At 67.5% G+C, this 25653-nt stretch carries 28 protein-coding genes; 19 read left to right on the forward strand and 9 right to left on the reverse strand.

The window, feature by feature from the left end; genetic code table 11:
- Window positions 1-129: 129 nt before the first annotated feature.
- Window positions 130-930, reverse strand: coding sequence for a hypothetical protein (locus tag AC1RNQ_RS08820; RefSeq protein WP_493170539.1), 801 nt, complete (start codon window positions 928-930; stop codon window positions 130-132).
- The gene (locus tag AC1RNQ_RS08825) at window positions 927-1952 is read right to left on the reverse strand and encodes a COX15/CtaA family protein (RefSeq protein WP_493170540.1); all 1026 of its coding nucleotides are present in this window, start codon (window positions 1950-1952) and stop codon (window positions 927-929) included. The genes AC1RNQ_RS08820 and AC1RNQ_RS08825 overlap by 4 nt, the downstream gene beginning before the upstream one ends.
- 376 nt (window positions 1953-2328) lie before the next feature.
- On the opposite strand from AC1RNQ_RS08825, the gene AC1RNQ_RS08830 reads away from it, so the two are divergent.
- The 6 genes from AC1RNQ_RS08830 (at window position 2329) to galU (ending at window position 7153) form a co-directional block, all read left to right on the forward strand.
- Complete coding sequence (locus AC1RNQ_RS08830) at window positions 2329-3207, forward strand: M48 family metalloprotease (protein ID WP_493170542.1); 879 nt, start codon at window positions 2329-2331, stop codon at window positions 3205-3207.
- 54 nt (window positions 3208-3261) lie between these two features.
- Complete coding sequence (gene msrA / locus AC1RNQ_RS08835) at window positions 3262-3795, forward strand: peptide-methionine (S)-S-oxide reductase MsrA (RefSeq protein WP_493170544.1); 534 nt, start codon at window positions 3262-3264, stop codon at window positions 3793-3795.
- A 185-nt stretch (window positions 3796-3980) separates the two neighbouring features.
- Window positions 3981-4526 (forward strand): regulatory sequestration protein YfiR, encoded by a 546-nt coding sequence (gene yfiR / locus AC1RNQ_RS08840; RefSeq protein WP_493170545.1) that lies wholly within the window; start codon window positions 3981-3983, stop codon window positions 4524-4526.
- The gene (dgcN, locus tag AC1RNQ_RS08845) at window positions 4523-5728 is read left to right on the forward strand and encodes a diguanylate cyclase DgcN/YfiN (protein WP_493170547.1); all 1206 of its coding nucleotides are present in this window, start codon (window positions 4523-4525) and stop codon (window positions 5726-5728) included. Before yfiR ends, dgcN begins: the two co-directional genes overlap by 4 nt.
- Window positions 5729-5746: 18 nt before the next feature.
- A complete protein-coding gene (yfiB, locus tag AC1RNQ_RS08850; RefSeq protein WP_493170548.1) occupies window positions 5747-6247 on the forward strand; it encodes an outer membrane lipoprotein YfiB in 501 nt (166 codons plus the stop codon).
- Window positions 6248-6289: 42 nt separating this feature from the next.
- A complete protein-coding gene (galU, locus tag AC1RNQ_RS08855) occupies window positions 6290-7153 on the forward strand; it encodes a UTP--glucose-1-phosphate uridylyltransferase GalU (protein WP_493170550.1) in 864 nt (287 codons plus the stop codon).
- A 36-nt stretch (window positions 7154-7189) separates the two neighbouring features.
- On the opposite strand, the gene aqpZ is transcribed toward galU, so the two are convergent.
- Window positions 7190-7921 (reverse strand): aquaporin Z, encoded by a 732-nt coding sequence (gene aqpZ / locus AC1RNQ_RS08860; protein ID WP_493170551.1) that lies wholly within the window; start codon window positions 7919-7921, stop codon window positions 7190-7192.
- Window positions 7922-8020: 99 nt separating this feature from the next.
- Window positions 8021-9307 carry a methyl-accepting chemotaxis protein gene (locus AC1RNQ_RS08865; protein WP_493170552.1) on the reverse strand — a complete coding sequence of 429 codons (1287 nt, stop codon included), beginning with the start codon at window positions 9305-9307 and terminating at the stop codon, window positions 8021-8023.
- Between the two features lie 181 nt (window positions 9308-9488).
- On the opposite strand from AC1RNQ_RS08865, the gene AC1RNQ_RS08870 reads away from it, so the two are divergent.
- Window positions 9489-9794 carry a hypothetical protein gene (locus tag AC1RNQ_RS08870; protein WP_493170553.1) on the forward strand — a complete coding sequence of 102 codons (306 nt, stop codon included), beginning with the start codon at window positions 9489-9491 and terminating at the stop codon, window positions 9792-9794.
- Between the two features lie 257 nt (window positions 9795-10051).
- Here AC1RNQ_RS08870 and AC1RNQ_RS08875 read toward each other — a convergent pair whose 3' ends face one another.
- The gene (locus tag AC1RNQ_RS08875; protein WP_493170555.1) at window positions 10052-10720 is read right to left on the reverse strand and encodes a S24 family peptidase; all 669 of its coding nucleotides are present in this window, start codon (window positions 10718-10720) and stop codon (window positions 10052-10054) included.
- A gap of 128 nt (window positions 10721-10848) precedes the next feature.
- On the opposite strand from AC1RNQ_RS08875, the gene AC1RNQ_RS08880 reads away from it, so the two are divergent.
- Both AC1RNQ_RS08880 and AC1RNQ_RS08885 read left to right on the forward strand, forming a co-directional pair.
- Complete coding sequence (locus AC1RNQ_RS08880) at window positions 10849-11103, forward strand: hypothetical protein (RefSeq protein WP_493170557.1); 255 nt, start codon at window positions 10849-10851, stop codon at window positions 11101-11103.
- The gene (locus tag AC1RNQ_RS08885) at window positions 11100-11420 is read left to right on the forward strand and encodes a hypothetical protein (protein WP_493170558.1); all 321 of its coding nucleotides are present in this window, start codon (window positions 11100-11102) and stop codon (window positions 11418-11420) included. The genes AC1RNQ_RS08880 and AC1RNQ_RS08885 overlap by 4 nt, the downstream gene beginning before the upstream one ends.
- Before the next feature lie 35 nt (window positions 11421-11455).
- Here AC1RNQ_RS08885 and AC1RNQ_RS08890 read toward each other — a convergent pair whose 3' ends face one another.
- Both AC1RNQ_RS08890 and AC1RNQ_RS08895 read right to left on the reverse strand, forming a co-directional pair.
- Window positions 11456-12301 carry a hypothetical protein gene (locus tag AC1RNQ_RS08890; RefSeq protein WP_493170560.1) on the reverse strand — a complete coding sequence of 282 codons (846 nt, stop codon included), beginning with the start codon at window positions 12299-12301 and terminating at the stop codon, window positions 11456-11458.
- Window positions 12302-12322: 21 nt separating this feature from the next.
- On the reverse strand, window positions 12323-13546 hold the full coding sequence (locus tag AC1RNQ_RS08895; protein ID WP_493170561.1) for a TIGR04063 family PEP-CTERM/XrtA system glycosyltransferase: 1224 nt from the start codon (window positions 13544-13546) through the stop codon (window positions 12323-12325).
- A gap of 64 nt (window positions 13547-13610) precedes the next feature.
- Between AC1RNQ_RS08895 and AC1RNQ_RS08900 the strand changes: the two genes are divergently transcribed.
- From AC1RNQ_RS08900 to AC1RNQ_RS08940, 9 genes are all read left to right on the forward strand, one after another.
- Window positions 13611-13772, forward strand: a complete 162-nt coding sequence (locus AC1RNQ_RS08900) for a hypothetical protein (protein WP_493170562.1) — start codon at window positions 13611-13613, stop codon at window positions 13770-13772.
- A complete protein-coding gene (locus AC1RNQ_RS08905; RefSeq protein WP_493170564.1) occupies window positions 13765-15147 on the forward strand; it encodes a putative O-glycosylation ligase, exosortase A system-associated in 1383 nt (460 codons plus the stop codon). The genes AC1RNQ_RS08900 and AC1RNQ_RS08905 overlap by 8 nt, the downstream gene beginning before the upstream one ends.
- 215 nt (window positions 15148-15362) lie before the next feature.
- Window positions 15363-16370 (forward strand): DNA topoisomerase IB, encoded by a 1008-nt coding sequence (locus tag AC1RNQ_RS08910; RefSeq protein ID WP_493170565.1) that lies wholly within the window; start codon window positions 15363-15365, stop codon window positions 16368-16370.
- A gap of 26 nt (window positions 16371-16396) precedes the next feature.
- The gene (locus tag AC1RNQ_RS08915) at window positions 16397-17605 is read left to right on the forward strand and encodes a mechanosensitive ion channel family protein (RefSeq protein WP_493170566.1); all 1209 of its coding nucleotides are present in this window, start codon (window positions 16397-16399) and stop codon (window positions 17603-17605) included.
- A 96-nt stretch (window positions 17606-17701) separates the two neighbouring features.
- Window positions 17702-18160: a MaoC family dehydratase gene (locus AC1RNQ_RS08920; protein WP_493170567.1), complete on the forward strand. Its 459-nt coding sequence runs from the start codon at window positions 17702-17704 to the stop codon at window positions 18158-18160.
- Between the two features lie 161 nt (window positions 18161-18321).
- The gene (locus tag AC1RNQ_RS08925; RefSeq protein ID WP_493170569.1) at window positions 18322-19500 is read left to right on the forward strand and encodes an acetyl-CoA C-acyltransferase; all 1179 of its coding nucleotides are present in this window, start codon (window positions 18322-18324) and stop codon (window positions 19498-19500) included.
- Between the two features lies 1 nt (window position 19501).
- On the forward strand, window positions 19502-20101 hold the full coding sequence (locus AC1RNQ_RS08930; RefSeq protein ID WP_493170570.1) for a carboxymuconolactone decarboxylase family protein: 600 nt from the start codon (window positions 19502-19504) through the stop codon (window positions 20099-20101).
- Between the two features lie 16 nt (window positions 20102-20117).
- Window positions 20118-20408, forward strand: coding sequence for a putative quinol monooxygenase (locus AC1RNQ_RS08935; protein ID WP_493170572.1), 291 nt, complete (start codon window positions 20118-20120; stop codon window positions 20406-20408).
- 4 nt (window positions 20409-20412) lie between these two features.
- Window positions 20413-20868 (forward strand): DUF3617 domain-containing protein, encoded by a 456-nt coding sequence (locus AC1RNQ_RS08940; RefSeq protein WP_493170574.1) that lies wholly within the window; start codon window positions 20413-20415, stop codon window positions 20866-20868.
- A 261-nt stretch (window positions 20869-21129) separates the two neighbouring features.
- On the opposite strand, the gene AC1RNQ_RS08945 is transcribed toward AC1RNQ_RS08940, so the two are convergent.
- Together AC1RNQ_RS08945 and AC1RNQ_RS08950 are read right to left on the reverse strand one after the other, a co-directional pair.
- On the reverse strand, window positions 21130-22626 hold the full coding sequence (locus AC1RNQ_RS08945; protein ID WP_493170576.1) for a PepSY-associated TM helix domain-containing protein: 1497 nt from the start codon (window positions 22624-22626) through the stop codon (window positions 21130-21132).
- Window positions 22623-23198: a hypothetical protein gene (locus tag AC1RNQ_RS08950; protein WP_493170578.1), complete on the reverse strand. Its 576-nt coding sequence runs from the start codon at window positions 23196-23198 to the stop codon at window positions 22623-22625. Before AC1RNQ_RS08950 ends, AC1RNQ_RS08945 begins: the two co-directional genes overlap by 4 nt.
- Window positions 23199-23286: 88 nt before the next feature.
- Here AC1RNQ_RS08950 and AC1RNQ_RS08955 point away from each other — a divergent pair, with 88 nt between their 5' ends.
- On the forward strand, window positions 23287-25620 hold the full coding sequence (locus AC1RNQ_RS08955; protein ID WP_493170579.1) for a TonB-dependent receptor: 2334 nt from the start codon (window positions 23287-23289) through the stop codon (window positions 25618-25620).
- Window positions 25621-25653: the final 33 nt, after the last annotated feature.

Consider the following 25653-nt stretch of genomic DNA (forward strand, 5'->3'; position numbering starts at 1 on the left):
AACGCCGCCCGAAACAAACCGCGCCGCAAGGTCCGGATGGACGCCGCGGCGCTTCGGAGCGGGCCAATGGCGATATCGGCGCCGAAAGTCAAGCAGGCAGCGGCTTTGCTGACGGGTAAAATAATACCTTTAGCTCAGATCGCCCCCGGGATCGCCCATCGTCAGCGCGCGGATCCGCTCCTCGACCAGCGTCCGCGCCTCGCCGCCCGGCTCGCGCATCCAGCTCTGGCGCCGTTCGATCAGGACCAGGCCCGCGGCGGTATCGACGGTCCACAGCGTATCGATGTCGAGCACGCCTGATGCGAGTTCGGCGCGCTCGGACTTGGCCACGGTGCGATTCCGCCCCTCGTGCCGGATCGCGACATCGTCACCCTCCGCGGCCGGGATCGACGAATTCGCGGGTGCGACCAGCGCGCGGATGTCGGCGGTGAGCATCTTCTCGCGCTCGGCCTCGGGCAGCCCGGCGAGCAGCGCCGCGATCTGCCGCGCTTCGGGCGTGGCGGCCGCTGCGGCGAGATCCTGCGTCCGCTGTCCGATGCGCGCCCATAGTTGCGCGGGATCGGCGAGCGCGATGCTTCGCCCGTCGGCATCGACCAGGTAGGAGACCGTCTCGCCGACCAGCGGCTGGAACAGGGCCGTCAGGCTGTTCACCAGCTCGGGCCGCGCGTCGGATTCGATCCGGCGCAGCGACGCGTCGAGCCGGTAGCCGCGCCCCGCCCCCTGCCATTGCAGCGCATAGACGAGCGCGAAGCTGATCAGCGTGCCGCTGCGGCTGACGCGGCGGGTCGTGACGCGATAGGTCATCGGCTGGCCGAGCGGCGGGGCAAAGACCTGCGCGGCGGCACTCTCGGGCGCTTGCAGCGCCGGCACGGGTTGCGGCGCGAGGAGCAGCAGCGCCAGCGCGCCGCCCCACAGGCCGCGCGCGCTCATGAGGGCGCGCGGCCGAGCCGGTGAAGCGCCGCCGCTGTCGCCCCGACGAGCATCGCGCCGACCGCCTGATGCGCCACCGCGATCCACAGCGACACGCCGGTGACCACGGTCAGGATGCCGAGCGACATTTGTGCGACGACGATCACGACGAGCGCGCTTACGTGCCGTTCGCCGCGCCGCGCGAGCGTGCGGGCGACCAGCAACAGCACCGCCGCCGCGATCCACGACCACCAGCGATGGAGGAAATGGATCAGGAAGGGATCGTTGGTCAGTGCCATCCATGCCCCGCCGCTCCAGTCGATCCCGTCGGGAAAGAAGCGGTCGTTCATCGCCGGCCAAGTGTTCGCGACCTGCCCGGCGTTGAGCCCCGCCACCCACGCGCCGAGCAGCAACTGGACCAGGAGAATGGCGATCACCACGACCGACGTTCCCGTCAGCCGCGCGGGCTTTGCGGCGGGATCGCGCGCCAGCGCCCACAGGTCGCGCGCGGTCCAGACGAGCCCCGCGAGCAGGAACAGCGCGGTGAGCAAGTGCGTCGCGAGGCGGAAATGGCTGACGTCGGTGCGATATTCGAGGCCCGAGGCGACCATCCACCAGCCGATCGCGCCCTGCAGCCCGACCAGCGAGGTCAGCGCGACGAGGCGCCAGCCATAGCCCGGCGGGATCGCGCGCCGCCACGCGAACCAAGCGAGCGGGATCAGCATCGCGCCACCGACCAGACGGCCGAGGACGCGGTGCAGCCACTCCCAGAAGAAGATCGCCTTAAACGCGTCCAGCGACATCCCCTTGTTGATCTCCCTATATTCGGGGATCTGCTGGTATTTCTCGAACTCCTGGACCCAGTCGGCCTCGTTGGTCGGAGGAATCACTCCCGACACCGGCCGCCATTCGGTGATCGACAGCCCCGATTCGGTCAGCCGGGTGATGCCGCCGACCGCGACGACGACGATCACGAGCAAGGCGACGAGCCAGAGCCAGCGCGCCAGCGCCGCGGGGCGGGGACCGGAGGAGGGATGCGACATGGCGGCCCTATCGGCGCTCGCCTTGCGATAGGCAAGAGGGATGGGGAGATGGGAATGTCGGTTTTGGGGTGGGGAGCGGATCTAAACTCCTCCTCTTCAGAGGAGGGGCAGTGAGACTTGGTCCGGCGCAGCCGGGCCTTTAGTCGAACGGGGTGGTGGCCGAGGGTCTAAGCCACGCCCGAGACCACCACCCCGCTGCGACTAACGAACAAGTTCGCAAGTCTCGCTGCCCCTCCTCTGAAGAGGAGGGGTTGGGAAACGACCGCCCCCCGCCCGAAAGCCGCAGCCCGGCGCCGATTTGCAAACCACGCCATCCGCCTCGATAAGAGACGCAATGCGCCCCCGCCTCCCCCACCTCCTGCTGGCCGCTGCCGTGATGACCCCAACCAGCGCCGCCGCGGCCGATCCCGCCGAAATCGCGCGGCAGGAGACGCGGCTCGCCACCATCGGCTGGCGGCTGGCCAGCGGCGGCGCGCGCTGGTGTCCGGAGGTGGCGCCGCAGCCCGGCTGGGTCCTCGGCGACCCGCGCCGCTTCGACAAGCGCGAGCGTGCGGCGGCAAAGTTGGCTTATGGCACCGGCGGCGACATCCCCTTCGTCGCGGCGGTCGCGCCCGGGTCGCCCGCCGAGCGCGCAGGGCTGGTTCGCGGTACCGGCATCGCAGCGATCGACGGCCAGCCCATTCCCACGCTGGGGGACGGACCGACGGTGCGGATCGACGCGGCGCAGGTGATGCTCGCGGCGCGCGAACCCTCTGCCCCCCTGACCGTCACCGACAACGACGGTCGGCGCTACGAACTCGGCGCGTCGGCCGGCTGCGCTAGCGGCTTTCGGGTCGAACTTAGCGGGAAGCAGGCCGCGGCGAACGGGAAGCTGGTGCGCGTGACGCTCCGCCTCGCCGCGTCGGTCGCCGACGACGGCGAACTCGCCGCGGTCGTCGCGCACGAACTGGCGCACAATATCCTGCGGCACCCCGCACAGCTCGCAGCGAGCCGGCCCACCGACCGCGTCCGCCGCGCCGAGATCGAGGCCGACCGGCTGTCGGTGTGGTTGCTCGCCGACGCGGGCTACGACCCGCGCGCCGCGATCCGTTTCTGGGAGCGGCACAAGAAGCCGCTGATCCGCGCCGCGACGCACCCGCCGCGCCGCGACCGGATCGCCGCGATCGAGGCCGAGATCGCCGCGATGACAACCGCGCGCGCCGCCGATCCGGGCGCACGCCCGCCGCTCGTCGCGGCGCTCCCGCCCTTGGAATAGGCGCGCGGCCTCCTATTTTGGGGGCCATCCCCTTTCCCCAGCAAGGACCGACCCATGACCCAGGAAACCGCCATATTCGCCGGAGGCTGCTTCTGGTGCACCGAAGCGGTGTTCCAGTCGCTCGCCGGCGTCGACAAGGTCGAGAGCGGCTATATCGGCGGCAGCGTGGCCAACCCCACCTACAAGCAGGTGTGCGGCGGCGACACCGGCCATGCCGAAGCGATCCGCATCAGCTTCGACCCCGCCGTCATTTCCTACGACGACCTGCTCGACGTCCATTTTGCGACGCACGATCCGACGACGCTCAACCGCCAGGGCAACGACGTCGGCACCCAATATCGCAGCGCGCTCTTCCCGCTCGACGCCGCGCAGGGCGATGCCGCGCGCGCGGGCATCGAGCGCGCGCAGGCCGGCCAGCCGGCGCCGATCGTCACCACCATCGAGCCCCCCGCGCACTGGTATCCCGCCGAGGATTATCACCAAGCCTATTGGGAGGGCGAGGGCCAGCGCAATCCCTATTGCATGGCGGTGATCCCGCCCAAGCTCGCCAAGCTGCGCAAGGGATTCGCCGACCGGCTGCGCGGATAGGTCCGGTCGTGGACTAATATAGATCAGGATATGAGCAATATCCTTACCCAAATCCGGCGCTTGACGTAGCGCTATTGCGAATTGGCGGCATGACGTCACTTCTCGTTGACTTGTCCACACTTTAGGCTAGCGGACGCCGCCAACTTGGGGCAGCGTGCCCGAGCGCGGTGGGGGTCGCAAGTCGGGTGCTGGCATCATTGTTCCTGATCGGCGCGCTGTTCTCGACGCCGCAGATGTCGGTACAGGCGGCCAGCCAGACGATCGTCGACGACGGGGTCGACGGACTGACCCGCGCGGTCAACCGCATGCTCGGCGGCATCATCAGCTACGTCCGCTGGCCCGGCGCGGAGGAGCGTGGCCGTACCCTGTGCCTCGTCGGCACCCCGCGGCTGACCGACCGGATCGCGCCCGACGTGCCCGGCCGCGGTCCCGCCATCACGGTGCGGCGGATGACCGCGGCGGCGGTGACCGGCGGCGAGGGCTGCGACATCCTCTTCCTCGGCCGCATGCCCGCCGACGACCGCCAGCGGCTGATCGGCTGGGTGCGCGGCCGCGCGGTGCTGACGATCAGCGACGACGATCCCGCCTGCCTCTATGGCGCGATGTTCTGCCTCGCGCGCAAGGCCGAAGGGCTGAGCTTCTCGGTCAATCTCGACGCGATCGGACGCGGACCGCTGCGCGTCGATCCGCGCGTGCTCAAGATCGGCCAGAGCGACGGGGCGGCGTCATGAGCAGCCGCACGCCCCCGCGCACGACGCTGCAAAAACTGCTGTCGCGCTTTCATTTCGGCATCACGCTCTTCGCCGTCGCGCTGTCGGGCCTGACGATCCTGCTCGCGGGCGTCACCGCGATGCGCGGCTATGCCGACCGCAATATCGAACTCGCGGCGCAGCTCGGCGCCTATGGCGTCGAACCCGCGCTGATATTCAACGACGCCGCCGCGGCGCGCGAGGGGCTGGCGCCGTTGATGCGCATCCCCGGCATCGCCAAGCTGCGCGTGCTCGACGACCGCGGCCGGCCGCTGACCGAATGGGCGTCGCCCTCGCCCGACCCCGCGCCGCTCCTGACCCGCGCCTTTTTCCCCAAGCCCTATGCCGTCACCATCCGCCGCAACGGATCGGCAATCGGCACGATCCAGGTCTGGGGCGACAGCTCGACCTTGATCGACTATGTCCGGATCGGGCTGCTGGCAGGGCTCGCCTGCCTGATCGTCACCGCGCTCGGTGCGATCGTCATGGCGCGGCGGTTCGAATATGAGCTGGTCAAGCCGCTCAATGCCATCGCGACCGTCGCGCACGACGTCCGCCTGCACCGCCGCTTCGACAAGCGCGTCCAGCCGCTCGGCATCGCCGAGCTCGACCGGCTGGGCGGCGACATCAATGCGCTGCTCGACGAGCTGCAGGGCTGGCAGGGATCGATGGAAAGCGAAAGGGCCGTGCTCGCGCACCGCGCCTCGCACGACGCGCTGACCGCGCTGCCCAACCGCGCCGCGTTCGACGAAGAGCTCGCGCGGCGCATCGCGGCGGCGCGGCAGCGCGGCGGGCGCTTCTTTCTGCTCTTCATCGACGCCGATAATTTCAAGGCGGCCAACGACGGGTTCGGCCATGCCGCGGGCGACGCCGTGCTCGTTGCGCTGTCCAGCCGGATTCGCGAGACGCTGCGCGGCGGCGATTTCGCCGCGCGCATCGGCGGCGACGAATTCGTCGTCCTCGTCGATCCGCTCGACCCCGCGGTCGAACCCCAGGCGATCGCCGACCGGATCCGCGCCGGCATCGCCCAGCCCCTCATCCTCCCGGGCGGCGAGATCTATCGGCCCACGGCCAGCATCGGCTTCGCGGTCTTTCCCCTTCAGGCCGATGGCGCCGGCGAACTGCTCACCGCCGCCGACGCCGCCATGTACGCCGACAAATTGTCCAACCGGACCCGAAGCTGAAACCGAAAGCGCGAAGAGATGACCCTCGCATTGTCCCGCTCGATCAAGACCCTCTTCACCCTCGCCGCCGCCGCGCTGCTCGCGGCATGCCAGAGCCTGCCGGCGCCGAAGGGGTTCAGCCCGGCACAGGTCGCGATGCTGCAGTCGCAGGGGTTCGTCGAAACCGGAAGCGGCTGGCAATTGACGTTTCCCGAGCGGCTGTTGTTCGCGTCCGACGATGCCAATCTGAAGCCCGAACAGATCGATGCCATCTCGCAGGTCGCGCGCGGGCTGGCCAGCGTCGGTATCGCCTCGGCGCGCATCGAGGGCCACACCGATTCGACCGGTACCAGCGCCTATAACCTCAAGCTGTCGCAGGCGCGCGCCGATGTCGTCGCCGGCGCGATGCGCACCAACGGCATGACCATGGGCCCCGACCAGGTGATCGGGCGCGGCGAGACGCTGCCGCTGTCGAGCAATGCGACGCCCGTGGGGCGGCAGGACAATCGCCGCGTCGTCGTGATCGTCACGCCGCAATAGCGCGCCTTTCCATGGCTCCCGTTCGCCGCTAAGCCCGCGCCCATGAAACCGATCCGCAAAGCCGTCTTCCCCGTCGCCGGCCTCGGCACCCGCTTCCTCCCCGCGACCAAGGCGATCCCGAAGGAGATGCTGCCGATCGTCGACCGCCCGCTGATCCAGTACGCGGTCGACGAAGCGCGCGAAGCGGGAATCGAGCAGATGATCTTCGTCACCGGGCGCGGCAAGAGCGCGATCGAGGATCATTTCGACATCGCCTTCGAGCTCGAAAAGACGATGTCCGAACGCGGCAAGGACCTGTCGGTGCTCGAACCGACGCGGCTCGGCCCCGGCAATTGCGCCTATGTCCGCCAGCAGGAACCGCTCGGGCTCGGCCATGCGATCTGGTGCGCGCGCGATATCGTCGGCGACGAACCCTTCGCGATCTTCCTGCCCGACGAGTTCATGCACGGCACGCCCGGCTGCATGAAGCAGATGGTCGACGCCTATCACAAGGTCGGCGGCAACCTGATCTCGGTGCTCGAAGTCCCGCACGAGCAGGTGTCGAGCTATGGCGTGATCACCCCCGGCGCGCAGGACGGCGCGCTCACCGAAGTGCGCGGGCTCGTCGAAAAGCCGAAGGTCGAAGACGCGCCGTCGAACCTGATCGTGTCGGGCCGCTACATCCTGCAACCCGAAGTCATGCGCGTTCTCCAGCGGCAGGAAAAGGGCGCCGGCGGCGAGATCCAGCTGACCGACGCGATGGCCGAGATGATCGACACCCAGGCCTTCCACGCCGTCACCTTCGACGGCGCGCGCTACGACTGCGGGTCGAAAGCGGGTTATATACAGGCGAACCTCGCGGTCGCGCTCGAACGCCCCGACATGGCGGACGAAGTGCGCGCCTTTGCGATCGACCTGTTGAAATAGCAGGCGGCGGGAGCGGAAGCCCCCACCGGCCCTTCGTCAATTGCCCTCGATATCGGGCTTGGGGAAAGCGTCGGCGCCGACCTTGCGATAGAGCCAGCCGCCGACCAGCCCGCCGATCAGCGGCGCGACCCAGAACAGCCAGAGCTGCTGCAGCGCGAGCCCGCCGACGACCAGCGCCGGTCCGGTGCTGCGCGCGGGGTTGACCGAGGTGTTGGTTACCGGGATCGAGATGAGGTGGATCAGCGTCAGCGCCAGCCCGATCGCGATCGGCGCGAAGCCCGCGGGCGCGCGGCCGTCGGTCGATCCCATGATGATCCACAGGAAGAAGGCGGTGAGCAAAATCTCGATGATTAGCGCCGAGGTGAGATCGTAGCCGCCCGGCGAGCCGCCGTCCGCGCCATAACCGTTCGCCGCGAGCCCCTTGGCCGCGAGGTCGAAGGCGGTGCTGCCCGCCGCGACGTGCCAGAGCAGGAAGGCCGCGACGATCGCGCCGAGCACCTGCGCGACGACATAGAGCGGGATGTCGCGCGCCGCGAACCGCCCGCCGGCCCACAGCCCCACGGTCACCGCGGGATTGAGATGGCAGCCCGAAATATGCCCGATCGCATAGGCCATCGTCACGACGGTCAGGCCGAAGGCGAGCGAGACGCCGAGATATCCGATGCCGACGTCGGGGACCCCCGCCGCCAGCACCGCGCTGCCGCAGCCGCCGAACACGAGCCAGAAGGTGCCGATGAACTCGGCCAGACCCTTTTGCATGTTACTCATATGACCCTCCTCCCCGCCGGCGGCCATCGCGCCGCTGGCGCGGGGGGAGACTAGCAAAAACCCGTGGTGCGGCAAGCCCTTGAGGCCGGTCCGGGAAAATCAGGCCGCGGCAACCGCCTCGACGAAATGGCGGGCGCGCCGGTCGAGCGCGCGCGCCGCCTGCGTCAGCCCCGACGACAGCTCGCCCAGCGATTGCGCGCCGTCGCCGACGGCACTCGCGCCGCGGCCGATATGCTGCATCCTGAGGTCGATTTCGCGCCCCGCGGACACCGCCTGCTCGACATAGCTGGCGATCGTCAGCGTCGTGCTGCTCTGGTCGGCAACCGCGGCATCGATCGCGTCGGAAAAGCCGTTATTGGTGTCGATCGCCTTTTCGACCTCGCCGAACCCGTCTGTCACCTGGCCGACGATGTCGCGGATGCGGTCGACATATTGGGCGATATCGCCCGCCGCGCCGCGCGTCTGCTTCGCCAGCGTCTTGACCTCCGATGCCACCACCGCGAAGCCGCGGCCCGCGTCGCCCGCATGCGCCGCCTCGATCCCGGCGTTGAGCGCCAGCATGTTGGTGCGGCTCGCCATGTCGATGATCAGCGCCAGCATCTGTTCGATCGACTGGCTCGCCGCCTTGAGCGCCGCGGCGCGCCCGCTCGCCGCCTGGACCTTCAGATGCGCGTCGTGACGCACCGCGCGGGCGTGCGCGCCGTCCTCGACGATCCGCCGCATCGTGGCGGCGAGCGCATGACCGCGATCGCCGAGATCGCTGAGCCCCGCCAGCGTCTGCGCGGTGGCGCCCGCGACCGATACGGCATCGCGCCCCGTGTCGCGCGCGCGCTCGGCGAGTTCGGACGCCACCTGTTCGACCTGGTGCGCCATGTCGGAGAGCGCCGCGGTCAGCGCCGCGATATCCTGCCGGAAGCGGCCGCCCGCTTCGTCGACGCGCGCCGCGCGCGCGCCGCGTTCCTGCGCCAGCTCGACCTCGCGCAGCATCGCCAGTTTCGCGAGCTGGCCGCCGTCGAGCGTCTCGACGAAGCGGCCGCCGTCGACCAGCATCAGCCCGTCGGTCCCCGCCGCGCGAGATACGATGCCCAGCAGCGTCGCGGTGCTCTCGCCGATCTCGGCGGTCGGGCAGGGTTCGATCAGGCTCGCGATCGAGCCGCCGATCGTCGGATTCTGCATCAGCGAGAACCAGTAAGGACAGAAAAGCAGTTCGCGCACGCGCTGTTCGCGCACCGCACCGCACGGCCGCCCTTCTTCGTCGAGCACCGCCAATATCCGCAGATGCGGATCGGCACGAAACAGGTCGATCACCTCGGACAGATGCGCGTCGGCGCGGATCGCGGCCGAAGGGCCGGGCGTCGGGGCGAAAGCGGGGTTGGTGGGGTTCATGGACCGTCTTTGGCTGGTGTGGGCGGGGCAAAGCCGACCTAGGGCAGGATGGTAAAGACGGATTTAACCATTTGTTTCAGTGATATGACAGAGCGGCGCCTCGGCGGTGCCGATCGTCGCAATCCCCTGTTCAGCCGCGCCGCGATATGCGAAGAAACCGCTTGATCGAAAAGGATGGAACATGCGCGCGATATTCCTCGTCATGCTGGCGGCCCCTTTGCTGGGCGGCTGCGTCAGCACGGCCAAAACCATCGTCACCGCGCCGTTCAAGGCGGTCGGACAGGTCGCCGACTGGTCGACCACCAGCCAGGATGAAGCCGACCGCAACCGCGGCCGCGAACTGCGCAAGCGCGAGGAGCAACTCGGCAAGCTGACCCGTCAGCGCGACAAGGCGGCCGAGAAATGCCGTGATGGCAACGAGGAACAATGCCAGCGCGCCGAGGTGCTCGAGCATGAAATCGAAGCGGTGATGGCGGCGCCGAATTAAGCGGGCGGACGCGTGGCGGCTTTGGGGTGGATTCCCGGCCTCAACCCCTCCTCTTCAGAGGAGGGGCAGTAAGACTTGGACCGGCGCAGCCGGGCCTTTAGTCGAACGGGGTGGTGGCCGAAGGCTTACGCCCAGCCGCGACCACCACCCCGCTGCGACTAACGAACAAGTTCGTAAGTCTCGCTACCCCTCCTCTGAAGAGGAGGGATTGGGAAACGGCAGCAATCGCCCACTACCAGTCCCCTTCCGGGAGACAATCAACGCACGCGCCGCCCGGTCCACACCACGCGGCCCACCAGCTGCACCGCGCCCATCGGCAAATCGTCCCAGCTGCGATACTGTGCATTGTCGCTGATCACCGAAATCCGTCCCGGCCCCGGCGCGCGCGCGACGCGCTTCACCATCAGCGCGTCGTCCATGCGCAGCACATAGATGCCGTCGCGCAGCCGCGCGGCCGCGTCGCCGCCATCGACCAATATATCGTCGCCGTCGTTCAGCGTCGGCGCCATCGAATCGCCCTCGACACGGATGATGCTGAGCGCGCGCGGGTCGGCGCCGAGCTCGCGCAGCCATTTGGGATCGAAGGCGACCGCACCCTCGACCGGTTCGCCGTCGACCGTCATGCCCGCGCCCGCCGACGCGCCCACCGCAACCTTGGGCACCAGCACCATGGCCCGCGAACCCGAACGCGCCAGCGCGGCGACGCGCTGCACCGGCCCGCCCAGCATCGCTTCGGAAACACCCAGATAGGCGGCGATCCGTGCGCGGTCCTCTTCGGCGAGCCGCCGCGGCGACCCGCGCTTGATATACTGCTGGATATAGGCGGGATTGCGCCCGATGCGCGCCGACAGCTGGGCATAGTCGACCCCCCGCTCGGTGAGCAGCCGGTCGAGCGCGGCGCGCGGATCGTCTCCAAAATCTGCCACGGGGTCGGTCCTTCCTATTTCGTATCTAGCAGTAGGATTTATCCTAGACAAGTAGGAAAATGATCCTCAAATAGGAAATATCCTATCTGGGCGAGTCGCCCGGCGGCAGGAGCAGTCAGGGAGGACTTATGGAGCAGAAGCTGTTGCAACGGATCGAGGCCTTCCTCGTCGAATCGGCGATCCCGCAAAGCGTCTTCGGGCGCGACGCGGTGCACGACCCGCGCCTCGTCGCCGACCTGCGCGAGGGCCGCGCCGCCGGGCTTCGCATCACCTGCCGTGTGGAACATTTCATGAACAAATGGCGCGCCGATCATCGCGCGGGCCGCGTCAAGCCGCGCGGCGACCGCCGCAAGCACAGCGTTCGCGCGGGAGAGAAGGCATGATCCGCTGGTCCCCCGCCGCCCCGCCGCGCCCGGGCTGCCCGCACCGCCGCCTCCGCCGCCTGCTCGCGCGCGAACTGCCGCACGGTGTCGCGCTGGAACCGTCGACGCTGCGTCCCTGGGCGAGCGCCAATTTCGTCGGCGCGCGCCATCTGTTTCCATGCACGCTCGCGGACGACGATGCCGCGACGCTACGCCCGCTGCTCCAGGCGCGGCTCGAGACGATCGAATGGCGCCTGCCGGGGCATATCGTCGCCGACCTGGTGGTCGAGGCGGCCGATGACGGGCTGCGGATCGAAATACTGACGGTCGAGGATTAGCTCACTCCCCTCCCGCTTGCGGGAGGGGGACTGTGTCACCCCACGGCGCGGCGGGTCATGCGTTGCAGCGTGCTCAGCGCCGCTTCGAGCGCGAAATCGACCGGGGGTTCGCCGTCTTCGTTGGCGGGCGCAGCGACGGGCAGCGTTGCGGTCGCCGGTGCGGCAGCAGCCGTCTGGCGCCGCGCGAGTCCGGCCTCGAAGCGCGCGACCATCGCGCCCAGGCTGTTGTCGGCGGGATCGGGCATGACCGGCCCAGATAGTTCGGCGGGCTGGAGCCAGGGGGCTTCGCCGCTGCTCTCTTCATAATCGACGGGCGCGAGGTCGGCGAGCACCAACTCGTCCGCTTCGTCGGCGGGCATCGCGATGCCCGCATCGGCCAGATCGAGCTCCTCGTCGGCGTCGAGCACGGGCGGCACCAGCGGCCCGAGACCGCCCTCGGGCAGGTCGCGGCCCGCGCGGATCGGCGGGCGCGGTGCGTCGTCGGGGTGCCTATCGGCGCGGCGGCGCGGAAGCGGCGCTTCGCCTTCGGCGTCAGCCTGCTTCCTGGCGCGCGCGGCGACGCGGCGGTTCATCGCGCCATTGCCCTTGACCGCGGGCTTGGCGAGCGCGAGCGCCACGAAACCCGCGAAGAGCGCGGCGATCGCCGCCATGCCGATCGCCAGCGCCAGCCGTCCGCCATTGCCGACCGGCGGCGCGAACAGGTCCGACAGGCGGTCGAGATAGAGGTTCCAGCTGATCCCTGCGACCCAGGCGAGCGGCATCACCGCGGCGAACAGGAAGGTCAGCGCCGCGGCGCCGATCACCGCGGGCACCGCGGGGCGCAGCCCGCGCCACAGCGCGGCGGCGATATCCCGTACCGATTTTTCGCGTGTCTCGTCCATATCGTCCAAAGCCCTGTCGCGTCAGGCGGCGAGCGACGCGGAGTCGCCGCCGAGCAGCCGCTGGTAAACAGGTTCGTAACGTAAAATGTTTGACGACCAGTTACGATGTTTTTCGACGAAAATACGTGCGGTCCGGCGACGATCGCTCCACATTTCGCGCGCGCCAAGCAATCCGGCCAGCGCCGCCGCGATCGCCGCGGGGTCGTCGGGCGCGAACAGGGTGCCGGTGATGCCGTCCTCGATCAGCTCGCGGTGGCCCCCGACGTCCGAGGCGGCGACCAGCTTGCCCTGCGCCATCGCCTCGAGCGGTTTCAGCGGAGTGACGAGGTCGGTCAGCCGCATCTTCTTGCGCGGATAGGCGAGGATATCGATCAGCGAATAATAGCGCTCCACCTCTTGATGCGGCACGCGGCCGACGAAATGGATGCGGTTCGCCACGGGCGAGGCGGCGGCCTGTGCCTTCAGCGCCGCCTCCATCGGCCCGCCGCCGACGAGCAGCAACTGGGCCGCGGGCTGCGCCGCGACGAGCGCGGGCATCGCGGCGAGCAGGTCGTCGATGCCCTCATAATCATAATAGCTGCCGATAAAGCCGATCACCGCATCGCCTTCGTTCAGCCCGAGTTGCTTCGCCAGCATCGCATCGCGCGGCGGCGGGTCGCCGAACAGTTCGAGGTCGACGCCGTTCGGCGATACGACGATCTTGTCGGCATCGACCCCGCGCGCGATCAGGTCGCCGCGCAGCCCTTCGCAGATCACCGCGACCGCATCGGCCGACTTGACCGCATGTGTCTCCAATTGCCGCGTCAGGAAATATTTGGCGCTCCCCTCGCGCCCCGTCCCGTTGCCCACCGCGGCATCCTCCCAGAAGGCGCGGATCTCGTAGAGCACCGGAATACCCAGCCTTTTGCCGACGCGCAGCGCCGCCATCGCATCGAGCACCGGCGAATGCGCGTGGAGCAGGTCGGGCTGCCAGTCCTTGACCAGCGCCTCGATCCGCGCGGCGAGCGCGCCGATCTCGCGCCACTCGCGGATCGGCGAGCGCGCGGGCGCGATCGGCGGCGTGCGATAGAAGGTGAGCCCGTCGACGGTTTCGCCATCCGGGCCGGGTTCGGGGTGGCGCACGCCGGTGACGCCCGCGACCTGCCAGCCTTTCGCGGCCTGCGCCTTCATCAGCGCGCGGGTGCGGAAGGTATAGCCGCTGTGCGCGGGCAGGCTGTGGTCGAGGACATGGAGAATGCGGGTCATCGCCCGTTTCTTTGCCAGACAAGCCTTAACGCGCCGTCAACCCAGATGGCGTAGGCGTGCGCCCATGGTCGACAATTTCTCCATCGGGCTGACGCACGTCCTGCTGGCGATCGCGCTGTGGCGCCTGCTGTACCGCGACGACCTCGACCGCGAGGTCAGCCCGCGCATGCTGTGGCAGCGGCGCCAGGAGGAAGAAGCCGCGCGGCGGGAGCAAGGCGATGCGTGACATCGCCTTCGTCGCCTTCCTGTTCGCCTTCATCGGGCTCGGCTTTCGCAAGCCGTTCCTGTTCATACTCTGCTTCTGCTACATCGACATCGTCGCGCCGCAGCGGCTCTCCTATTTCCTGATCAACTCGATCCCGATCTCGCTGATCGTCTTCGGACTGGCGATCGTCGGCTGGCTCGCGGTCGACGACAAGCGCGACACAAGGTGGTCGAGCCGGCAATTCCTGCTCGTCGCGCTGCTGCTCTATTGCTGGATGACGACGGTGGGCGCCGATTATCCGGTCGAAGCAGCGGAGAAATGGGCTTGGGTGTGGAAGGCGCTGGTCTGGGCGATCTTCCTGCCGCTGACCCTCAGGACCAAGCTGCGCATCGAGGCGCTGATCCTGACGATGCTGCTCTCGGCCGCGGCGATCGCGATCGCGGGCGGGATCAAGACCGCGGCGGGCGGCGGCGGCTACGGCACGCTGCAGCTGCTGCTCAACGAAAATTACGGCCTCTACGAAGGGTCGATCATGTCGGCGGTGGGCATCTCGATCATCCCGCTGATCCTCTGGTACCGCAATCACGGGACGATCTTCCCGCCCGACTGGCGTGTGACGATCTTCTGCTTCGCGCTGGTCTTCGCCTGCGCTTTGCTCCCCATCGGCACCCAGGCGCGCACCGGACTCGTCTGCCTCGCGGTGCTCGCCGTGCTGTCGCTGCGCGCGGTCAAGCACCGCTTCCTCTATATGGCGGGGGCCGGGCTGCTCGCGATCGCCTCGATCCCCTTCCTGCCGCAAAGCTTCACCGAGCGCATGGAAACGATCCGCGACCATAAGGCCGACCAGTCGGCTTCGACGCGCGTCGCGGTGTGGGCGTGGACCTGGGAATATGCGAAGGAAAATCCCTTCGGCGGCGGCTTCGAGGCCTATATCCAGAACCATGTCCGCGTCGAAAAGGCGGCGAGCGCCTATGACCCGCTGAAGCCGCAGGAAGCGGCCCCCTCGGTCTATGAGGAAAAGTCGCGCGCCTATCATTCGAGCTATTTCGAGATGCTCGGCGAACAGGGCTATCCAGGGCTCGCGCTCTGGCTGCTGCTCCACCTCACCGGCCTGATCCAGATGGAGCGGTTGCGGCGGCGCTATCTCAGGACGCGCCGCGGCGAGGAGCAATGGATCGCCCCGCTCGCGACCGCGCTCCAGCACGGGCATATCACCTATCTGATCGGCTCGCTGTTCGTCGGCATCGCCTTCCAGCCCTTCATCTACATGATGCTCGCGCTGCAGATGGGGCTTTCGACTTACGTCCGCCGCCGCGAGCGCGAGGCCGGCTGGCGCCCGCTCACCGCGCGCCCGGCGCAGGTCCCGGCGCGGCATCCGGCGGTGAGCCCGGGCTGAGATCGCAACCCCTCCTCTTCAGAGGAGGGGCAGAGAGACTTGGTCCGGCGCAGCCGGGCCTTTAGTCGAACGGGGTGGTGGCCGAAGGCGCGCCCAGCCGCGGCCACCACCCCGCTGCGACTAACGAACAAGTTCGTATGTCTCGCCGGCCCCTCCTCTGAAGAGGAGGGCCTTAAAGCCCGGAACCTTCCCCGCGCTCCAAACGCTATCCCCGCATGTCCGCGCGCCTCATCCATGTCGACGACAGCCTGCCGGGCATCGGCCGCGAGCGCGTGGAGGGCGGCTGGCGCTACCGCGACGCCAAGGGCAAGGTCATCCGCGACGCCGCCGAAATCCGGCGCCTCAACGCGATCGCCCTGCCCCCCGCCTATGAGGATGCCTGGTATTGCCCCGCCCCCAACGGCCATATCCTGGCGACCGGTTACGACGCGCGCGGGCGCAAGCAATATCGCTACCACCCCGATTTCCGCCTCGCGCAGGAGGCCGACAAATATGACCGCTGCGCCGCATTCGGCCATGCGCTGCCGCTGGTCCGCGCGCGGCTCGAAGAAGATATGAACCGCCGCACCCTGTGCCAGGAACGCGTCGTCGGTGCGGTCGTCCGCCTGCTCGACCTCGCCGCGCTGCGCGTCGGCAACGAGGAATATGCCGCGGCGAACAACAGCTTCGGCGCGACCACCCTCCGCCAGCGCCATGCCAAGCTTTCGGGCAAGTCGCTGCGACTGACCTATGGCGCCAAGGGCGGCGCGAAGCGCGACGTCGTCGTGAGCGACCGCAGCCTGACCACGCTCGTCCGCCGCCTGCAGGACCTGCCCGGCCAGCATCTCTTCCAATATGAGGATGACGGCGATTATTGCGCCGTCGGCTCGGACGAGGTGAACGCCTATATCCGCGATGCGATGGGCGACGCCTTCAGCGCCAAGCATTTCCGCACCTGGTCGGCGAGCGTCGAGGCCTTCGCCTATCTCTACGACGCTGACGAACCGCCGACGCTGGGGCAACTCCTCGAGCATGTCGCCGACCATCTCGGCAACACCCCCGCCATCGCGCGCAAGGCCTATGTCCACCCCGCGATGATCGCCGCCGCGCAGGAACGCGGCGACTTCGCCGCCGCGGTCGGCCGGCTCCCGCGCGCGACCAGATATCTTTCGCGTGTCGAACGCGGATTTTTGACCTATCTGGAGCGCGCGCCCGATGCCGCGGCGCTGCTCCGCTCCGCCTGACCCAAGAGGATCCCAGAACCTCCGCCATGACCTTCTCCCTGCTGACCGCCGCCAAGAGCGCTGCCACCAAGGTCGCCCCCACGACCGAGCGTGCCGCGACCAACCCGCTCGACGACCTGCGCTATTGGTGGGACGCCAGCATCGCGTGGATCAACAGCCACTGGCTGCAGATCGGCATCGCGATCGGCGCCGGCCTGATCATCTATTTCCTGCTGTCGCTGCTGCGCGGGGTTGCGCTCCGCCACGCGCAGTCGGCCGATGGCGAGTTCACGATAACCCATATCGCCGGCCGCGTTATCCACAAGACCAAGTCCTTCGTGATCGCGATCGTCGCGATCCGCCTCGTCGCGGGCTATGCGCAGCCGCCCGTGCTGATCATGCAGATCGTCCAGCTCGTCTTCACCGTTGCGGTGGTGATGCAGGTCGCGATCTGGGTGCGCGAGATCGTGCTCGGGCTGATCCAGCGCCGCGCCGCGGAGGGCAATAACGAGACGCTGGCGAACGCGATGGGCATCATCCGCCTGCTGATCAGCGTCGCCTTGTTCGCGATCGCGGCGATCGTCATTCTCGACAATATGGGGGTCAATGTCACCGGCCTGATCGCGGGCCTCGGCATCGGCGGCATCGCGATCGGCCTCGCCGCGCAGGGCATCTTCTCCGACCTCTTCGCCTCGCTCTCGATCATCTTCGACCGCCCGTTCCGCGTCGGCCAGACGATCAAATATGACACCAGCACCGCGACGGTCGAACGCATCGGGCTGAAAAGCACGCGGCTGCGCTCGGTCAACGGCGAGCAGCTGATCATCTCGAACACCAATTTGCTGGCCAAGGAGATCACCAATTTCGCGCATCTCCAGCGCCGCCGCGTCACCTTCATGCTCGGCGTCGTCTATCAGACCACGCCCGAGATGCTGCGCGCGCTGCCCGATCTCCTCCACGAACAGGTCGAAGCCGCCGGCCACGAATTCGTGCGGTCGAGCTTCGTCGCCTTCAACGCGTCGAGCCTCGATTTCGAACTGCTGTTCGACGTGTTCAGCGACGACTATGAGGTCGTCACCGCGGCGCGCACCGAGGTCGCGATCCGTGTCTTCGCGGCGATGACCGCCGCGGGATATCACTTCGCCTATCCGACCCAGACCAGCTTCACCGCCGCCCCCGACGGGACGATGGTGCTGCCCTATTCCGAGTCCCCGAAACCCAAGGCGCGCGGCGCGCGGGACGCCGGCGCGTCCTGACGCTACGGCAGGCGGGGCGCGGCGCTTGCCCCTTGTGCAACCCCGCCACACGGGCCTAGAACGCGCGCCTCAAGACGCAATGGCAGGGGATGATCGATGGGCACAATCACGCCGCAGGAGCTGCAGGCAAAGGTCGGCGAGACGATCGGCACCTCCGAATGGGTGCTCGTCGATCAGGAGATGATCGACAAATTCGCCGACGCGACGGGCGACCACCAGTTCATCCATATCGACGAGGAAAAGGCGAAGCTGACGCCCTTCGGCGGCACCATCGCGCATGGCTTCCTGACGCTGTCGCTGATCCCGATGCTCGGCCAGAAGACCGACGGCCCGAAGATCGCGGGCGTGAAGATGGGCGTCAACTATGGCGGCAACAAGGTTCGCTTCCTGGCCCCCGTCCGCTCGGGCAAGCGCGTGCGCAGCCACATCAAATTGCTCGAGCTCGACGAAAAGCGCCCCGGCCAGTGGCAGCAGACCAACGAAGTGACGATCGAGATCGAGGGCGAGGACAAGCCCGCGCTGATCGCCGAATGGATCAGCCAGTTCTTCGTGTGAAGTAAAACATCCCCTCCCCTTCAGGGGAGGGGCAGCGAGACTTGCCGGCTTGCCGGCTAGTCGCAGCGGGGTGGGGCTCTGGGGCCTTGCGCAAGGCCGATGGCCCCCACCCCAACCCCTCCCCTGAAGGGGAGGGGCTTAGAAAGAAAAGGAATATCGACATGCGTGACGCCGTCATCGTTTCCACCGCCCGCACGCCGCTAGTCAAGGCCGGCCGCGGCGCGTTCAACAACACCCCCTCGCCGACGCTCGGCGCCTTTTCGGTCAAGGCCGCGGTCGAGCGCGCCGGCCTCGAAGGCGCCGAAGTCGACGACGTCGTCTTCGGCGCCGCGATGCAGCAGGGGTCGCAGTCGCCGAACGTCGCGCGCCTCGTCGCACTGCGCGCCGGCCTGCCCGTCACCGTCCCCGGCATGTCGATCGACCGCCAATGTTCGTCGGGGCTGATGACGATCGCCACCGCCGCGAAGCAGGTAATCGTCGACCGTATGGACGTCGTCGTCGCCGGCGGCGTCGAATCGATCAGCAAGATCCGCGGCGACAAATTGTTCATCGAAACCGATCCGACTTTGCTCGACATGCACCCCGCGACCTATATGCCGATGATCGGCACCGCCGAGGTCGTCGCCAAGCGCTACAACATCAGCCGCGAATATCAGGACGAATATTCGCTCCAGTCGCAGCAGCGCACCGCCGCCGCGCAGGCTGCGGGCAAGTTCGACGACGAAATCGTCCCCTGCACCGCAACCATGGCGATCGTCGACAAGGAGACCAAGGAAGTCAGTTTCAAGGAAGTCACCGCCGACCGCGACGATTGCAACCGCCCCGACACCACGCTCGAAGGGCTCGCGAGCCTCAAGCCCGTCATGGGCGAAGGCAATACGATCACCGCGGGCAACGCCAGCCAGCTGTCCGACGGTTCGTCGGCATGCGTCGTGATGGAAGCCAGGCTCGCCGAGAAGCGCGGCCTCACCCCGCTCGGCCGCTATGTCGGCATGGCGGTCGCGGGCACCGAGCCCGACGAAATGGGCATCGGCCCGGTCTTCGCCATCCCCAAGCTGCTCGAACGCTTCGAGCTCAAGATGGACGATATCGGCCTGTGGGAGCTCAACGAAGCCTTCGCGGTGCAGGTGCTCTATTGCCGCGACAAGCTGGGCATCCCGAACGAACTGCTCAATGTCAACGGCGGTTCGATCTCGATCGGCCACCCCTTCGGCATGACCGGCGCGCGCTGCACCGGCCACGCGCTGATCGAGGGCAAGCGCCGCGGCGCCAAATATGTCGTCGTCACCATGTGCATCGGCGGCGGCCAGGGCGCGGCGGGGCTGTTCGAGGTCCTCTGACTTGCGCCTGACGCATCCGCGTATCGAGCCGGTCGACCTCGACCGGCTCGATGCCGACCAGCGCGCAGCGCTCGAACCCTTTTTCGCGACCGGGGGCGCCAACGGGATCGGGGGACGCGTGGGCGGCGGGCGGATTCTCAACATCTTCCGCACGCTCGCACACGCGCCCAAGGCGCTCACCGCCTTCCTCGGCTGGGGCAATTATATCCTGTCGAAGCGCAGCGCGCTGACCCCGCGCGACCGCGAGCTCGTCATCCTGCGCACCGGCTGGAACTGCCGCTCGGGCTACGAGTGGACCCAGCACAAGCGCATCGGGCTCGACAGCGGGCTCACCGAAGACGAGATCGAGCGGATCAAGGCGGGCCCCGACGTTGCGGGCTGGAGCGAGCTCGACCGCGCGATGCTGCGCGCGACCGACGAGCTGAGCGCCGACCATTTCGTGACCGACGCGACCTGGACGGCGCTCGCGCCGCTCGGCGACAAGGGCCGCATGGACCTCGTCATGACCGTCGGCCAATACACCCAGGTTTCGATGATATTGAACAGCTTCGGCGTGCAGGTCGAGGACGGCTGGACCGTCGATCCCGACCTCAGGGCCTGATCGAAGGAGAAAAGACATGAGCGGCATCGGCGTTATCGCAACCCTGCGCGTACAGCCCGGCAAGGAAGCCGAATTCGAGGGAGTCTTCGCAGAGCTCGCTCCCGCGGTGCGCGCCAACGAGCCCGGCAACAGCTATTACAAGCTGTTCCGCACCGCCGAGACCGGCGTCTACAAGGTGCTCGAATGTTATGACGACGAAGCCGCGATCGCGGCGCACCGCGCGTCGGACCATTTCCGCACCCTCGGCGCAAAGCTCGGCCCGTGCCTCGCCGGCGCGCCCGAGATCGAGAGCATGCCCGCGGTCTGACCGGGTGCATAGCGCTGCCCTCCTCATCCCGCTCGCCTTCGCGGGTGCCGCGGCGGCGGCGGCCCCCGCGCCGCAGCCGGGCAAATGGACGCATGTCACCCGGCTGGTCAGCGCCGACATCCCCGGCGTGCCCGAAACATTGATCCGCGCCGCCGACACCCAGGCGCCGCGCACCACCTGCCTGACCGCGAAACAGGCGGCGGCCACCCCGCAAATCCTGCTCCACGCCCCCGGCGCGACGTGCAGCGTGCGGAGCTACAGCCTGGCGGCCGGCAAGATCCGCGGCCATTCGACCTGCCGGATCAAGGAGCTGCCGGCGCCGGTGTCCACCACCACCACCGGCACGTACAGCGCGACCGGCTACACCACCCGCAGCGTGACCACCGGCACGCGAGGCGGCCGCCCGCTGAAGGTCGTCACCGCGACCAGCGGCAAATGGCTCGCCGCCGCCTGCCGCTAGAGCGCCGCGCCGTTAGGGTCAGGACCCATTGATTGCGCGATCGAGGTTTGAAGCGATTTTGTTCAGTGCGAGGAGGCAAGGCGCAGGAATATGTCGATATTTCCAGACTTGCCGACGAAGCAATGGACAAAATCGATCAAATCCCGAAGGGACGCCGAAATGGCTTCGATCTTGGGCCCGGGCGGCCTTGCGGGTAGCGATGCTACCCGCTGCAGCCACCGAACCCAATATCTTCGCCATTTCGACGCCTCGAACGTGCAATTAATGGGTCCTGACCCTAATCGCAAGCAACGCCACGCCGCCGACCAAAATCCCCGCATTGACGATCCACGCGACAGCATCGGGCGACGTTGCGCCGCCGCGAAGAACGAGATGCACAGCGACTGCGACGAGCATGAGAAGTCCGGTGGAAATCCTGCCCATCTTCCCCAGCGCAGCGGAATCCCAGCGGAAGGCAAATAGCCAGCAGATGACTGACAGCGCGGCCCACGTCCCGATCGCAACCATAATGTCGGCTGAAATCAGACTGGCGACCGCTGCACCGGCGATCGCCGCTGGCTGGCCCCACACCGTCGCCGCCCACGCGCGTTCCCAGCCTGGTGCGGGTCGCCCCTTGTCGCGGCGGCGCGCGAGCCAGATATTGACCCCGCTGGCGGCGAGATAGGTCAGGCCCAGGCCGAGCGCGAAATAGACGATCTTGACGATCCCGCCGCCGAACCAGCCGAAATGAAGCTGACCCATGCCGCCGAGCAGATCCTCGCCGAGATTATTGTCGCGCGCTTTCGACGCGTTGTAGATCGTCGCGTCACGGCGGAAGGCATAGCTGTCGACGCCTGCCATGCGGTCGGGCTGTTCGACGTTGAACAGCGCCGCGCCGCCCATCTCTATCGGATGCTCGGTGAAGATATAGGTAAGGCGCCCGCCGTCCTGGGGCAGTTTCGCGTACATCGGCCGCAGGTCGAGTACCGGCGCCGGGCGCGGGTCGTCGACCGGCGGTTCGGGAATGAACAGCGCATACACCTTGCCCACGTCGCCGTTGAACATCGCCATGCCGAGTACCCCGACGATGATCGTCGTGAGCCCGAGGAAGGCGCCGGTCAGCGAAATGATGATGTGGAAGGGCAGCGTCCAGACGCCCAGCCTGTTGTGGAGATCGGCCTCCTGCAACCGCTGCGACCCGCCGAGCCTGAGGTGGAAGGCATCGCGGAAGATGCGCGGGTGCGCAAGAATGCCCGAGATCAGCGACGAGAGCAGCGCGACCCCGATCAGTCCGACGAGAAAGCCACCCCAGGTGCGCGGCAGGTGGAGATTGATGTGGAGTCGCGTGATGAACTCGGTCCACGCCGCCTCGCCGCCCGGCATGATCTTCCCCTTGTCATCGGCCAGGAACTGGCGGTCCTTCTCGGCATCGACATAGAGGAGCAGGCGCGGGAAATCCGCGGTCGGCAGCGTGATATAGACATGCTCGACGCCCTTGCCGCCCGCGGCGATCGCGCCCTCGAATGCGGTCTGGACAGCATCGGGGGTGACGTCGGTGACCTGTGGCGCCGAGGCGCTTTCCCAGCGCTGGAATTCGTGCGCGAAGACCGCGATGCTGCCCGACAGGCAGATGATATAGATGAGCGCGGCGAAGGCGAGGCCGAGCGAGCTGTGCCCGCGGAGCACCGCGCGAACGAAGCCTGCGGGGATGCGCGGCATCAAATCCTTCTTCTTTGCGGGCTTCGGCTTCACGGGCTTTTGGGCGGGCGCGACGGTCATGCGAAGCCCTTCAGAATGGCGGCGGAAAAGCTGGCAACGGCGACGCCAACCAGGACGGCGGTCGCGCGCAGGATGCGGTTGTCGGCGAGCGTCCACGCCATGCAGGCGCCCCAAGCGACGGGGACGATCAGCCCGCCGATGACGAGCCGCGTCTGCTGTTCGCCCGGGACGAGCGCGGCCCAGGCGATGCCGACGCCCATCGCGGCGACCATGCCGATCGGGCCGGCGAGCAGCCAGCGGAGCGTCTCGCGCCATTTGGTCGTCGCGCGGTCGGAGGGTTCGGGGGCGAGGCTTTCGCGCGCGGCGCGCGCCTTGGCCTGGCGTAGCGTGTAGTTGCCCGCGACGAGCGCGAGCGCGACGGTCGAGACGAGCGCGAGCGCGATGAAGGGGCCGCGCACGGGGCCGAGTGCCCAGGCGGGCGCGGCGATCGCCGCGGCGATCAGCGCCCAGCCGCCGAGCATCTGGGCGCGGTTCGAATCCCTGCCCTGCCACGATCGGCGCAGCAGCCAGACGCCCGCCCCCGCCGCCACGGCGATGACCAGCGCCGGCAAAAGCGGCGAGCTGTCCTGCATAAGTCCCCCTGTACAACCTTCTTTTGATTCTATTGACACGCATTCGCAATAGCAATAGCGGGCCCTTCGATAGCTAAGCGGGGAGCCGATGACAATGACCAAAACGATGAAGCCGCTATTGGCACTGCTGCTGGCGGGCGCCGCGATGCCGGTTCATGCCGCGGAAGCCGCGATCGGTGCGGCGGTCGAAGCGGGCGACGCCGCCGATACGGGCGACAGCAACGAGATCGTCGTCACCGGCATGAAATTCGACCGCACGCTGCAGGAGACCCCCGAAAGCGTGAAAGTGTTCACGTCGGAGGACATCGACGCGCAGAATCTGACCAATATATTCGACCTGATCGACCGCACGGCCAATCTGACCTCGACCTTCAACGAGTCGGGCTTCACGATCCGCGGCATTTCGAACACCAATGTGTCGGGCACCGGCTTCGGCGATCTGGCCACCGTCTATCTCGACGGGTCGCCCCTGCCCAGCGAAGCGACCGCCAGCGGTCCGCTCGACCTGTGGGACATCGACCAGGTCGAAATCTTGCGCGGCCCGCAATCGACGCCGCAGGGGCGCAACGCGCTCGCCGGGGCGATCATCATCAAGACCGCCGATCCCAGCTTCGACTGGCGCGGCAAGGCGCGGGCGATGATCACCGATGCCAATGGCGAATATCGCTTTGGCGCGGCCATCGGCGGCCCCATCATCGACGATATCCTCGCTTTCCGCGTTGCCGGCGAACTGACGCGCGGCGACGGATTTGTGAAGAATCGCCTCACCGGCGGCGATTATGATCCGAACAGCGGCGACGTCGTTCGCGCCAAGCTGCTCTTCACCCCCGCGGGTCCCGACGGCCTGCAGGTCAAGCTCTCCTATCTCTACGACCGTCACGACGGCAACGGCCGCGGCTATGCCTATAGCGACACGCCCGATTATTGGGACAATCGCACCGTCGAGGCCAATCGCCCGACCTTTTCGCGATCGAAAACCGACCTGTTCACGCTCGACGCGACGCTGCCGCTCGGCGACGTCTTCACGCTGTCGTCGATTTCGACCTATAATCATCTGCGCACGTCGTCGGCCTATGACGGCGATTTGCAGGCGGTCGACACCGCTTATGGCGACGCGGTCACCAACCAGAAGATTTTCAGCGAGGAAGTCCGCCTGACCTTCAACACCGGGCCGCTCCAAGGACTGATCGGCGGCTATTATTCGCGGACCAAGAACCCCGATTCGAACACCAACGCCACCTTCGGCCTCGACCCCGACCGCGATCTCGGGCTGACGCCGACGGTCGCCGCGGTGCTGCAGGGCCCGCCCTTCGGGCTCGACCCGGGAACGGCGCTGTTCCTGGCGCAGCAGGCGCGCGCGCAATATCCGGGGCTCATCTACATCACCTCCTCGCAGGATTATTCGATCGACATCGAGACTATGGCGCTGTTCGGCGATGCCAGCTGGGAAATCACGCCGGGGCTGAAACTGCTCGCCGGCTTCCGCTACGACCGCGAGAAACAGCGCGTGTCGAACGACAATATCGTGGTGATCAACACGCCGCTGCCCAACCCCGCGCTCTATCCCGCGCCGCTCAATCTCATCCTCTCGACGGTCAACGGCCTGATCCGGCAGCAGGCCGAGGATGCCAGCAGCAGCAGCCCGCTGTCGAACACCAGCTATGAGGCCTTCCTGCCCAAGGGCGGCATCTCCTGGGAAATCGCGCCCGACAAGGCGATCAGCGCGATCGTCCAGCGTGGCTATCGTTCGGGCGGCAGCGGGGTAAACCCGGCGCGCGCATCCACCTATGTCTATGATCCGGAATTTACGTGGAATTACGAGCTGTCGTTGCGCACGCAGTGGCTCGACCGGCGACTGACGTTCAACGCCAACGCCTTTTTCATCGACTGGACCGACCAGCAGGTGGGCGTGCAGCTTTCGCCCAGCGTCTATGATTATGAGACGCAAAATGCCGGCAAGTCGCGCGTCTACGGCTTCGAGGTCGAAAGCGATTTCGACGTTACCGACAATCTCAATATCTACGGCTCGGTCGGCTATGCGCGCACCGAATTCCTCGAATTCGACGCGACGGGCGGCTTCGTCGACGATCTCTCGGGCCTCGAATTCGTCAGCGCGCCGCGCTGGACCTTGGCGGCCGGGTTCAGCTGGCGCGACCGGAGCGGGGTCTCGGCCGACGCCAACGTCAATTATCGCGAGGCGGCTTATCAGGGGCTGGTGGACCAGAGCGTTCGCGATGTGCCCGGCCGCACGCTGGTCAATGCGAAGATCGGCTGGAGCAACGACAATTTCGGTGCCTATCTGTTCGCCAACAACATCTTCAACGACAAATATTTCGATTATCAATATGACAATGACGGCCGTCTCGACGCCTTGCTCGGCGATCCACGCGTAATCGGCCTGACCTTCGAAGGGCGTTTCTGAAGCACGAAGAATGGTTGCTCAGCCAACCAGAGA

The organism is Sphingopyxis sp. GW821-FHT12F08, assembly GCF_058806755.1.

Bases quoted from the DNA above. Each gene is read 5' to 3' on its own strand.
- AC1RNQ_RS08920 (WP_493170567.1), top strand. From the start codon at position 17,702: ATGGGCACAATCACGCCGCAGGAGCTGCAGGCAAAGGTCGGCGAGACG.
- AC1RNQ_RS08880 (WP_493170557.1), top strand. From the start codon at position 10,849: ATGGAGCAGAAGCTGTTGCAACGGATCGAGGCCTTCCTCGTCGAATCG.
- yfiB (WP_493170548.1), top strand. From the start codon at position 5,747: ATGACCCTCGCATTGTCCCGCTCGATCAAGACCCTCTTCACCCTCGCC.
- AC1RNQ_RS08910 (WP_493170565.1), top strand. From the start codon at position 15,363: ATGTCCGCGCGCCTCATCCATGTCGACGACAGCCTGCCGGGCATCGGC.
- AC1RNQ_RS08925 (WP_493170569.1), top strand. From the start codon at position 18,322: ATGCGTGACGCCGTCATCGTTTCCACCGCCCGCACGCCGCTAGTCAAG.
- AC1RNQ_RS08950 (WP_493170578.1), bottom strand. From the start codon at position 23,198: ATGCAGGACAGCTCGCCGCTTTTGCCGGCGCTGGTCATCGCCGTGGCG.
- AC1RNQ_RS08825 (WP_493170540.1), bottom strand. From the start codon at position 1,952: ATGTCGCATCCCTCCTCCGGTCCCCGCCCCGCGGCGCTGGCGCGCTGG.
- AC1RNQ_RS08900 (WP_493170562.1), top strand. From the start codon at position 13,611: ATGGTCGACAATTTCTCCATCGGGCTGACGCACGTCCTGCTGGCGATC.
- AC1RNQ_RS08915 (WP_493170566.1), top strand. From the start codon at position 16,397: ATGACCTTCTCCCTGCTGACCGCCGCCAAGAGCGCTGCCACCAAGGTC.
- msrA (WP_493170544.1), top strand. From the start codon at position 3,262: ATGACCCAGGAAACCGCCATATTCGCCGGAGGCTGCTTCTGGTGCACC.
- AC1RNQ_RS08890 (WP_493170560.1), bottom strand. From the start codon at position 12,301: ATGGACGAGACACGCGAAAAATCGGTACGGGATATCGCCGCCGCGCTG.
- AC1RNQ_RS08820 (WP_493170539.1), bottom strand. From the start codon at position 930: ATGAGCGCGCGCGGCCTGTGGGGCGGCGCGCTGGCGCTGCTGCTCCTC.
- AC1RNQ_RS08935 (WP_493170572.1), top strand. From the start codon at position 20,118: ATGAGCGGCATCGGCGTTATCGCAACCCTGCGCGTACAGCCCGGCAAG.
- aqpZ (WP_493170551.1), bottom strand. From the start codon at position 7,921: ATGAGTAACATGCAAAAGGGTCTGGCCGAGTTCATCGGCACCTTCTGG.
- galU (WP_493170550.1), top strand. From the start codon at position 6,290: ATGAAACCGATCCGCAAAGCCGTCTTCCCCGTCGCCGGCCTCGGCACC.
- AC1RNQ_RS08945 (WP_493170576.1), bottom strand. From the start codon at position 22,626: ATGACCGTCGCGCCCGCCCAAAAGCCCGTGAAGCCGAAGCCCGCAAAG.
- AC1RNQ_RS08870 (WP_493170553.1), top strand. From the start codon at position 9,489: ATGCGCGCGATATTCCTCGTCATGCTGGCGGCCCCTTTGCTGGGCGGC.
- AC1RNQ_RS08830 (WP_493170542.1), top strand. From the start codon at position 2,329: ATGACCCCAACCAGCGCCGCCGCGGCCGATCCCGCCGAAATCGCGCGG.
- AC1RNQ_RS08895 (WP_493170561.1), bottom strand. From the start codon at position 13,546: ATGACCCGCATTCTCCATGTCCTCGACCACAGCCTGCCCGCGCACAGC.
- dgcN (WP_493170547.1), top strand. From the start codon at position 4,523: ATGAGCAGCCGCACGCCCCCGCGCACGACGCTGCAAAAACTGCTGTCG.
- AC1RNQ_RS08955 (WP_493170579.1), top strand. From the start codon at position 23,287: ATGACAATGACCAAAACGATGAAGCCGCTATTGGCACTGCTGCTGGCG.
- AC1RNQ_RS08885 (WP_493170558.1), top strand. From the start codon at position 11,100: ATGATCCGCTGGTCCCCCGCCGCCCCGCCGCGCCCGGGCTGCCCGCAC.
- AC1RNQ_RS08905 (WP_493170564.1), top strand. From the start codon at position 13,765: ATGCGTGACATCGCCTTCGTCGCCTTCCTGTTCGCCTTCATCGGGCTC.
- AC1RNQ_RS08865 (WP_493170552.1), bottom strand. From the start codon at position 9,307: ATGAACCCCACCAACCCCGCTTTCGCCCCGACGCCCGGCCCTTCGGCC.